At 58.8% G+C, this 11,143-nt stretch carries 5 protein-coding genes; all 5 read left to right on the forward strand.

The features are described 5' to 3' along the window. Positions 1-300: 300 nt before the first annotated feature. Positions 301-1,437, forward strand: coding sequence for a hypothetical protein (locus tag WBP53_RS02475; protein WP_423925598.1), 1,137 nt, complete (start codon positions 301-303; stop codon positions 1,435-1,437). After that, positions 1,434-2,534, forward strand: a complete 1,101-nt coding sequence (locus WBP53_RS02480) for a hypothetical protein (RefSeq protein WP_423925600.1) — start codon at positions 1,434-1,436, stop codon at positions 2,532-2,534. The genes WBP53_RS02475 and WBP53_RS02480 overlap by 4 nt, the downstream gene beginning before the upstream one ends. Next, on the forward strand, positions 2,534-5,719 hold the full coding sequence (locus WBP53_RS02485) for a Calx-beta domain-containing protein (protein ID WP_423925602.1): 3,186 nt from the start codon (positions 2,534-2,536) through the stop codon (positions 5,717-5,719). The genes WBP53_RS02480 and WBP53_RS02485 overlap by 1 nt, the downstream gene beginning before the upstream one ends. 732 nt (positions 5,720-6,451) lie before the next feature. Then, positions 6,452-8,929, forward strand: a complete 2,478-nt coding sequence (locus WBP53_RS02490; RefSeq protein WP_423925604.1) for a hypothetical protein — start codon at positions 6,452-6,454, stop codon at positions 8,927-8,929. A 140-nt stretch (positions 8,930-9,069) separates the two neighbouring features. Beyond that, a partial coding sequence (locus WBP53_RS02495; protein ID WP_423925605.1) for a hypothetical protein occupies positions 9,070-11,143 on the forward strand: 2,074 nt, incomplete at its 3' end.

Consider the following 11,143-nt stretch of genomic DNA (forward strand, 5'->3'; position numbering starts at 1 on the left):
CCATGACGGTTGCGCCACTTGTTCAGCGTTGCCTCAGTCGTAAGGAGCTCATGGCCGCTGGCGGATTAATGGCCTGGCGGCATTTGCTGCCCTAGCCTTGGCCGTAACGAACTTTCCGGTTGATCCGCACTGTTGAGCTCATGCGCCAAGAACCCTGCGCAGTAGACGAAATACTAATTGGAGCGTTTGCAATTTAGTAGATAAAAAGCCGATCAAACACATACGGACTGATGGTTTGACAGTATTGATTCCGGGGCATACGGTGAAGGTCCATATTGTGCATTCACAGGGGAATTGCACTTGCTCACCGAGACGAAGCTGGGACTCATCCTGGCTTGCCTGTTGTCGCTTCCTGCGGTTGCCGAGCAAGCCACTCTTCCACCCATTGAACCTGGTGCTTGCCGCGATATCATCGGGTTCGAGCAACGCCTGGCTCAATTTCTGGACGATGTTCGTGCGTTGACAACCGATCCCGGCGACGGACGAATTGCACTCACGGCATCGGCTTCGGCGTTTGCCGCGTTCGAGGCGCAGGCAAATTCTGCAAGCGGGGACGAGCGCAACAGTTTGTGCGCCGTGTTCGAGCGCGTGCCGATGCTGACTTCGGCAGCGAGCATTGCGCGCGATCAGATGTCGCAGTTCGAACCCCGATCCGTAAACGCCTCACAGTGTCTTCCTACTGACGCCTACCTCGGCGTGTTTGCCGCGCAACAGGTCCTGCTGGGATTCGCCGCGATCGCCGAAGCGCTCAGTGATGCATCGAGCTGCCCTGCCTACGCGGGCGTCGTTGCCTGCGGTCCGGTCACCCCGACGTGTGCGTTCAACGGCCCGCTCGCTGCACTTGCATCCTCGCTGGCCCAGTCGGCCAGCGTACCGTTGACACTGGACGACAACTGTCGAGAAAACGGGCGAAATGACGTCATCGACGCATTCATCGAGTACAACGCCACGCAACACGCGCGCATCAACCAGGATCTCCAGTTGACTCTGGTGCCGCGCATTGATCAGCCAGTTACCAGGGTCGCCACGGCATTGTCACTGACTCAACTGGACAACGAGTTGAGTGTCGGTTTCGTCGACCTCGACAATCGCCTCGACAGTCTCGAAGTCAGCGTCACGGCGGCAGCAGCCAGCAGCACCCAGGCAGACGAGCTCGCCGAACGATTGAGCATCGAGCTCACCTTGCTGCGCGGTGGTGTCGGCGTGGCCTCGCTGCAGTTGCCCGCGTCGGCCAACGGTCAGCTCGAACGGGTTCGCGAAATCGTGTCAGGTTCGATTCTTGCGCTGCAGACGCTGGGGCAGGACATGTCGCCGGCGCTCGCCCAGTTCAGCATCGGCGATAGCGCACTCAACAAGGGAAATTTTCGTGCGGCGTTTACCGCCTATCAGGAAGCCTACCGACTTGCCGCGCTACTTTCGGCGGGAGGAAGGATATGAGTACCAGGTCTCTCCTGAAATACGCGCTTGCTGCGGTGATGCTGGCAACTCTTCCTACGGCATTCGCTGCGATCGAATGCCCGGCCGATCACGCCTCTCGCATCAGCAACATCGGTGAATTCCTCGCCCGCATTGATCGGACATCGACCGACTTCGGCGACATGGGCATCGAAAGTGTCGAGGGGCTGCACGCGAACGCGACAGAGTTGCTGTCCAACCTCTCCCAATTTTCTCCGGAACAGAGCCAGCAATTGTGCGAAACAATCGCCATGACGCCTGAGTTGGCCGCCATTCCTGAGAACCTGGAGAAGATGTTGGCGGAAACCCGAGGCAACGGCTTGCGCGCAACGGGGTGCGTGGAGTTGCCGGAATCGGCCTGGAATACGTTATTCATTGCCGCACAATCCTTGCAGCAGGCGTCAATCGTGGCGGGCGGCGTCTGCGGCGCAACCGAATGTTTTCCACTGGTCTGCTCGGTGCCTTGCATCTTCAAGGGCATTGCGGATTCGGCGGCACTGGTGGCCGAAGCCACGCTGGATCGGGCCGACTACTGCGGCACGATCGGTCTTGATGAAACGCTCAACGGTTTTGCCAATGACAGCAAATCGGCATTAGACAGTGCGGAGACGCGACTCGATGTGATCGTGCCGCGCGTCGATGCCGCGCTGAGCTCGCGGGCCAGCCAGATCCAGGTCGATGCAGCAAGATCGCGGACAGGCAGCGGGGTTCAGTCAGTTCGACAATCGATCGAAGGCATCCGGCAGATGTCACAGGCCCAGGCGGCCCAACAGGCACAGACCAGCGGCAACATGCGTCGCCAGTTGATCGAATCAAGCCTGCAGGATGCGACGACTTCAGCGCCCGTTACCCTGTTCCTTCCTGCCAGTCGCGGAGGACTTCTTGAATCTGTGCGCGAGCAGATCGCGGCCACCATCAACACGTACCGGACTCTGGGTGTAAATGTTGCTGCAGCAACAGCGCTTTTCGCAGCGGGTGATGCCGCCTTGAACAGCCATAACTACAAGCAGGCGTATTCGAGCTATCGCGATGCGTACCGCAGCGTCACAACCGCTATCATTGCCGGAGGTGACAAGTGATGAACGCAGGCAATCTTGTTCGCCAGATCGCACTTGGCGCCGCACTGGCCATGCTCTCGCTCACCGTGCAGGCGCAGATCATTCCGCCGCAAGGCGCCGAGTTCCTGTTCAGCGATGAGTTGGGAACGGCGAAAACCGCTGACCTGACTGCGATCAACCAGGCAGGTGATTTCGTCGCCGTATTCCAGCATACGCTTCCCGGTTCTTCGAGCCCGCTAATCGCGGGTCGTCTGATGCGGGCCGATGGCACCCTTGTTGGCACGACTGAATTCGTGATCAGCGATGACGACCCGAATGCAACTGGATTCATCAGCGAGTTGCCGCGCGTTTCATCGGCACTTGACGGTACCTTCGTCGTGGTTTGGCAGCGGCAGGAAGGCTTCGGTGTGGCACCATCAATCTACGCGCGCCAGTTCACGACCCAGTCGGGGGTAGCGCAGCCGATCGCGGACAAATTCGAGGTAGTCGATCAGGCGTTTCCCGGTAACGCCCAGGCCAAGCACACAGCTCCCTACGTCAGCGCAGATATTGGTGGAACCTTTGTCGTTGGATGGACCGCGACCGGCACCCTGAGCTCAGGCTGCAGTCCGACATACAACTGCAAGCCTCATATAACGGGATTCGACGCAGCTGGGCAGCGCACGATCCCCGAGCAAGTGGTGCTTGAAGCCGATGACAACCCATTCGGTGGCGTTGTGACCGGTGTTGCAAGGGTGCTCAGCTCCGGGCGCTTCGCCGTGCTATGGAGTCATCAGATCGATGTTTTTACCACTCCCAATGATGTCTGCAATGATCAGGCAAGTGCGCCGCTGTGCATCCGGTTCTTCGAGCCCGACGGAATGCCGCTCACGAGTCGGATGCGGGCCGTGGACAGGGAAAATTCGCTCGAGCGCGGCGTTGCACTTGCCGCCGATTTCAGCGGCAATTTCATCGTCGCCTATCGACGTCCAGGAGCGGGCAATCTTTACGATCTGCGCGTTCGCCGATTCGACCGCGACGGCGAGGAGTTGACAGCGGAACGTACGGTCGCCAGTGCCATTCCCTATGGCACAGAAAAATCGCTTTCGATGTCGGCCTCCAGCCTGGCCGGCAACATCCTCATTACCACCACGGCCGGCTCGCCGACAAGGATGGTGGGCAAGTGGCTGCCGACCAATTACGATGCCCCCGACGTCACGGTCGTACCGTACTTCACCGTGTACTCTGCTGCTTCGTTCTTCCAGCCGCAAATGGCAGCAGCCATGGCCCTGGATGGCAACATGCTGGTCGGATGGCACGCGACCAGTAGCGGAGAGCAACGACCCTTTGGGCGCCGCTACTCGGCACCCGTCGAAGTGCGTATCAATGACGTGGCTACGTCAGAAGGCAACGATCGTTCGAGTGCGGCCTTTACCGTGCAGATTTCCAAGGCACATCCAGCCAATGCTCCGATCACGCTCAACTACCAGACGGCCGAGGGAACCGCCACGGCGACCGTCGACTACACGCCCGTCAACGGTACCTTGACCTTCAGTGGTCCGACCCAGCTTTTCCAGCCGCTCGTCGTCCCGGTGATCGACGACAACAGTATCGAGGAGGATGAAACCTACCTGGTCCAGCTGAGAAATCCGACCAACTCCGTTATTACTCGTGGCACCGGCATCGGCACGATCCTCAATGACGATACCGGTGGCGTGTTGCTCGTTGGCAACACGCAAATTGCCGAAGGCGACAGTGGCAGCAGGCCACTGAATTTCCAGGTTTCCCTGAGTGAGCCCCAGGGCATCGCCGCAACGGTTTCCTATGTCACGGTCGATGAGTCGGCGATTGCCGGGTCCGACTATCGGGCAACGTTCGGCACGCTGACGATACCGGCAGGATTTACTTCCGCGTTCGCCAGCGTCGACGTATTCGGTGATACCGCGTTCGAAACCGACGAATCGTTCCGCCTCATGCTGTTCGACCCGGTCGCCTCGACGGTCGGACCGGCAGTAGGCAGCAATGCCGGTCGCGGCACGATCCTGTCAGACGATCTCTGTCCGCTGGTGCCCACGATCAGCCCGGACAATGCCAACTACCCGGTGCCGGGAGGCACAGGCGACATCACCGTGACCGATAGCGCCAACTGCGGCTGGATGGCCAGCACGGACACACCGTGGTTGAGTATTGTCAGCTCGCCGAATTGTCCTGTCGGAAGCCCGCCTGATTGCCAGCAAGGGGGCATTGGCGATGGCATGGTGTCCTACGCGGTCGAGGAATCGATGTCAGTCAATCAGCGAATTGGCGATCTGAGTGTCGCCGACTTCACGGCGACGATCACCCAGGATGGCATCCAGTGCAACTTCACTCTCGCCCCGGATTCCGCGGCCTACCCATCCTCGGGCGGGCAGGGCAGCTTCGACGTGACAGCGACTGATCCGGTTTGCGAATGGACAGCCGTTTCGCAGGAGCCCTGGCTGATCATCACCGAATCGCCCAACTGCATTGCCGGTAGCCCGACGAGTTGCGTACAAGGCGGCACTGGCAGTGGCACGATCAGCTATTTGATGGACATCAATGAAAACGTCGATCGCAGCGGTGGAATCGTCGCAGCCTCGAATCTTTTCTCGGTCGACCAGGCCGGCTTCTTCTTTGACGATTTCGACAATGGCCAGCTGAGCCCGCTATGGGACTACAGCGACATTGGACTGTGGTCGGAGTCCAACTCCAGGCTGGTCGGCAACACGATTGCCGGTGGTTTCGCGCGTGCAATTGCCCGCCCTGCGTTTGCGGGCTGCATTGTCTGCACGATCAGCGCCAAGATTCGCTTCGATCAGTTCGCCCAGGGCAGGGCACGCCTGTTCGGCTGGTATCTGGACCCGGGTACGATGGTGGAACTTGAAGTGGATGAATTCGCCAACGAATGGCGACTGCGTCAGTGGGTCGGCGGCTCGATGGTCGACAGCGTGATCCTGCCACTCAGCACTCTGGTCAGTCGCGACTACACGGCGGAGCTTGAGTACGACGGCACCGATATTCGTCTGAGCATCGATGGCAATCTGCTGGGCGTGCTGACACCTGCACCTGGCAATACACCGGATGGTACGGTGGGCTTTGAAGTCGAATCCGAAGCGGTTTCGTTTGATCTGATCAAGGTAGTGACCGTAACTGGAGGCGAGGCGACGCCCGGCTTGATCTTCAGGGATGGCTTCGACTCAACGCCATAAAAGGCGCGATGGACCGGACACGATTTCGTCCAGGATCACACGAAGTTCGGACGATTCGCCGGGCGTGGCAGAGCCGAGTACCAAATCGATGTTGTCCGGCCCCTGCTGACCACTAAAATCTTGAGCCGAGCCAAGAGGCAGGATGGGTCTGGGTGATCTGCTCGGCACCGTATGCCCGCTACAGCCAGGCCATTGGTCAAGTTTCTCCTGATCGTCTCAAAAGCGAAACGAGCTAGCCTCTGGGCAAGCACGCTTCGGGCGGGCAGCGATCCAGTCCTCGGAATGTGCCGTGCAAGTGTTTGAATTGGCCAGTTTTCATAATAATTTCACGCAATTTGCATTCTTTTTGCGATGAGATCTGTGAACGTTGGAACGTGCTTGCAAATTGCTGTCACCACCAGCGGATCGCGCTTGCGGGGGACCTGCTGCCGGGGCGGTTCGTGATCCAGTCGTGTCTCGGCAGGATTGCCATCAGGCGATTTACCGGCGCATTGATTCGCAATCTCTACTCGGAAGCAAAAGGGGATCCGACCTGAATGGCGCTTGCTGAAGGGAAATCAGACCGCCGATGCCGTTCGTCCAAGGATCGAGTCAGGGAGGCGCAGGACAGGCTCAGCCCACCGCGGACGGCAGTTGATGAAACCTTCGCTCAAGCCAGTGCCATTCGGTTCTGCCCTCGATTGCAATAGCCAGGGTTAGTCAATCGGCCGTAGTGCGGCCCACGGAGAAAACATGAGCATGCGAGCTTCTGCACTCAGTTTGCCAATGGCGCTTGCACTGCTGCTGGCTGCGACCGGAGTTGTCCAGGCGGCGGGCGTCGACGACGGCTTTGATCCGGACGCAAACGGTGCCATTTGGGCCATAGAGCAGCAACAAAATGGCCAACTGCTGTTGGGTGGTCAGTTCACGACCATCGGTGGAGCGACCCGAAACCATGTCGCACGTGTCAACAACGACGGCGGCAGAAGCAGCTTCAACCCGAATGTCTTGTCCGGTACGGTCAATGCGCTGCACGAGCAACCGGGCGGCAGCATTTTGATAGGTGGAAGTTTCAGTACAGTTTCCGGTCAGCCACGCAGCAATATCGCTCGCGTAAATTCCGCGGGCACGCTGGATGCCGGATTCGACCCAGTCATAAACGGTGCGGTGACCGAAATTGCGTCGCAGCTGGCTCCGGACGGCTTGTCCGGCTATATCTATGTGGCTGGCTATTTTGATTCTGTCGACGGTGTGCCGCGTACTGGCATCGTACGTCTGCATGCGGACGGCAGCGTCGACACCGGTTTTGTCCCGCCGGTATTCAACCAGATCATCTTCAACGTGAGGATTCAGCCTGATGGGCGCGTTCTTGTGGGCGGAATGGACAACCTGGCCAACAATGCTCCAGTAGCGCGACTCAATTTCGACGGCAGCCTGGATTCATCCTTCAGTTCGACGGGCTGGTCCCTTGCAATCATCCAGGACATTGTCCTGCAACCAGACGGCAAAATCCTGATCGCAGGCAGCTTCAACAGAGTGGGCGAACAAGACAATATCGTCCGACTGCAAGCCAACGGCCAACTGGATGCCGGCTTCCAACCACCCGAGTTCAACAACATCATTTATGCGATGGCTCTGCAAAGCGACGGTCGCATCACAGTAGCCGGCAGGTTCGACAACAATATTTTCCGTGCCAAGGTCGCCCGCCTGTATCCAGACGGCAGCTACGACACCAGTTTCAATACATTGATGGACGGCTCGGTATATGCGCTGGCGCAGCAAGCTGACGGCAAGTACGCGATTGGTGGAACGTTCACGCAAATCGGCGCCTATGCGCGCAATGCTATCGCGCGATTGGAAACCAGCGGCGCACCGGATGTTGATCTGCTTGCGGATCTGAGCGATGGCCCGAACTCCCGCGCCAACGTGCTCGCCTTGCAGACGGACGGCAAGGTGCTGGTCGGTGGTCAGGCCTCCGGCGCCAATCGCGGCCTGACTCGGCTGGGTGGCAACGGCCTTGTTGATCCTTCCTTCAGTAGCTCCGTCAACGGTGTCGTCTCCTCACTCGTTGCGTATCCGAATGGCACCATCCTGGTCGCTGGCCAGTTCACGAATGTCGGCCAACGTGTTGCTCGTCTGCTGAACGACGGCACGATCGACGGCACCTTCACTGCCAGCGTGGACGGCAATGTGAACGCCGCTGCGCTGCAACGCAACGGGAGCATTCTGCTCGGCGGAACGTTTTCCAATGTCGGCGGACTTGCACGGCCCTACCTGGCTCGATTGTTCAACAACGGTGTTGCTGATGCAGGATTCAGTCCGGCCTTGAACGGGGAAGTTTATACAGTCACGATCCAGGACGACGGCAAGAGCCTGATCGGCGGCAACTTCACCGTCGTCAACGGCCAGGCGAAGCCATACCTTGCGCGCCTCAATACCAATGGCAGTCTCGATACCAGCTTCGATGCAGACCTCGATGATCCCGTGCGCGCGATCGCCACCGATGCCAGTGGCCGCATCCTCATCGGTGGTTCGTTCGCCAGCGTGGACAGCACCGCGCGTATCGGTATCGCGCGACTGCAAGCCGATGGTGATCTGGACTCGACCTTCGTCCCGCCAAACTTCAGCGCCAATGCCACCGTCCTGACAATCGCACCGATGACCAACGGGCGCATCCTGGTCGGAGGCTTTTCCGTGGGCGCCAACACGACGGGGTTCATCCGGCGCCTGTCGTCGAATGGCAGTCAGGAAGCCGAAGTTGATCCCGATTTTGAAACAGGCAGCCTGGTGACATCCGCACTCGTGCAGCCGGACGGAAAAGTGCTGTTCGGTGGCGTCTTCAGCAACGTTGACGGCAGGCCACGCACGAATGTGGCGCGTCTTGCGCAAATAGGTTCCGCGATCCAGTCAATATACTTCGACAACAAATCCGACTTGCGTTGGGCGCGCGAAAACAATGCCCCCGAACTGATTGCCGCGCCACAAGTTGTATGGTCGCTGACTTGTTGTGATCCTGCGAGCTTCCTGCCGCTCGCGAGCGGCATCATGAGCCGCACAGGCAACGTCTGGTCGCTCGATGGCATCCCGGCCATGGGCGAAAACACGGTGTGGTTGCGCGCGGTCAGCATTGCAGGTGATGGCGGACATGGCGTGGGCACCATCGAGTCGCCAATCATCGCGTTGCAACCAGGCGAGCCCTTCGATCGCCTGTTCGCCGATGGCTTTGATTGAGCGAGAGTTGGTCGACGGCCACCTCGATGCACTGCACGAATGATATTCGAACCGCATCCCGATTCACTAGCCTGGGCCAGACTATCGGCCGCAGCGCTGCTCACGGAGAAAACATGAACATGCAAGCTTTCTCAATCAAAATGACATCAGCGCTCACGCTGCTACTGGCCTTCCTTGTGCTCTCCACCAGCGCGTCTGCCTACAGCGTGGACGACGGCTTCATAGTGAGCGCCAATAACGCTGCTTTTGCATTGGCCGTGCAGGACGATGGAAAGATCATCGCCGGCGGTAACTTCACCACGATCAACGGACAGCCTCGCGTGAGGATTACGCGCCTGTTCGGCAATGGCGATATCGACACGAGCTTTGCGGCGACTGCAGTGGATGGATATGTGCGGACCGTTCTGGTGCAGGCAGATGGATCCATTCTGATTGGAGGAGAGTTTTCCCAAGTGGGTGCGCTTGTGCGTGAAGGCATAGCACGCTTGCATGCCGATGGCAGCGTTGATGCAAGCTATAACCCGATTCTTGCCGGATCCTCGGCTGGAAGAGTCTATGACATGATCCTGCAATCCGACGGCAAGCTTGTCATCGCTGGCAGATTCAACACCGTTGATGGTGTGCCCAACGGGAACATCGCACGCCTGAATTCCGATGGCAGTCCTGACACCGCGTTTGCCGCCGATGTAGATAGCAGTGTCAATGCAGTTGATCTTCTGCCCAATGGTCAGCTCTTGATCGGGGGACAATTTCTGTTTGTCGACGGCAATGTGCGCGCCAATGCTGCACGCTTGGAAAGCGATGGCAGTCTGGATCCGACATTCGACGCCAGTGCGGTTCTGGCTTACGAAACCGACGATCTGGTTGTACAGCCGGATGGCAAGGTTCTGATCGCGGGCAGGGGCACATACGTCATGGGTGAATTCGTAAACGGGGTGCTTCGATTGAATGGCAATGGCAGTCGTGACACGTCGTTTCCCGGAAATTCGTATGGAGACGTACTGGCATTGGCCTTGCAGCCGGATGGGAAAATACTCATCGGTGGGCAGTTCGATACGGGCGGGACACATCCCCGCAAGAAAATTGCGCGATTGAATATCAATGGCAGCACGGACATCACCTTCGATGCCAACGCGAGCAACCCACCCGAGGGCAGCAACAGAATCTATGGTATTGCCTTGCAAGCGGACGGCAAGATCGTGCTGGCTGGACAGTTTCTGGGAACGCAGGGGGCGGGCGAGTTGCGAGAGTTGGTGAGGCTCAATCAAGATGGCAGCCTCGATGAAACACTGAACCCCGGCGGCAACAATTACGTGTCGGCCATTGCACAACAACCCGACGGCAAGCTGGTTGTCGGAGGTGCGTTTACCCAGATGGGTGGCGTGGCACGCGCTCGGATCGCGCGTCTCAATGGCAACGGCACGCTGGACGAAAATTTTGATCCAGTTGCCAATAACGTTGTCACATCGCTGCTCGCACAGGCGGATGGAAAACTGCTGGTTGGCGGCTGGTTCGGCAGCATCGACGGCGTGGCACGAAGCCGCCTGGCGCTGCTGAACGCAGATGGTAGCGTAGACGCGGGCTATAACCCCGGTCCTAATGGCAACGTCTCCAGCCTGGCGCAGCAATTCGACGGCAAGGTGCTGGTGATGGGATCTTTCACCATGATCGCCGGACAGTCACGCAACCAGATAGCTCGGCTGAACATCGATGGAAGCCTCGATTCAAGCTTCAATCTGACGCCCAACGGTCCGGTCTACGCTGCTGTACAGAAAGCCTATGCCAAATTGGTCGTCGGCGGTGATTTCACGATGATCGGGGGCCAGGCGCGCAATCGAATCGCGCGTTTCAACGTCAATGGAAGTCTCGATAGCGGATTCAATCCGGGAGCCAACGGCGACATTCGGGTGCTATCGGCGGACGCTGACGGCCGGTTGCTGGTCGGCGGCAACTTCACGACGATCGCTGGACAGAGCCGCAACAGACTCGCCCGCTTCGACAGCGACGGCAATCTTGACCCGGCATTCAATCCCGATGTCGACGGGGCGGTGAACAGCCTGGTTCTTCAGGTCGATGGCACGATGCTCATCGGCGGTGACTTCGATACGGTCAGCGGACAGCCGCGCACCAATCTGGCACTGCTAGATTCCAATGGCGATCTGGATTTCGATTTCAACCCGGGGGCACCTGGTTTGGTCTATGCGCTGGGTTTGC

The sequence above is a fragment of the Dokdonella sp. genome, from assembly GCF_049593775.1.
Taxonomy (GTDB): Bacteria; Pseudomonadota; Gammaproteobacteria; order Xanthomonadales; family Rhodanobacteraceae; genus Dokdonella.

What these genes read in the sequence shown, in the direction of transcription:
- WBP53_RS02490 (WP_423925604.1), top strand. Translation starts at nt 6,452, where the DNA reads ATGAGCATGCGAGCTTCTGCACTCAGTTTGCCAATGGCGCTTGCACTG.
- WBP53_RS02485 (WP_423925602.1), top strand. Translation starts at nt 2,534, where the DNA reads ATGAACGCAGGCAATCTTGTTCGCCAGATCGCACTTGGCGCCGCACTG.
- WBP53_RS02480 (WP_423925600.1), top strand. Translation starts at nt 1,434, where the DNA reads ATGAGTACCAGGTCTCTCCTGAAATACGCGCTTGCTGCGGTGATGCTG.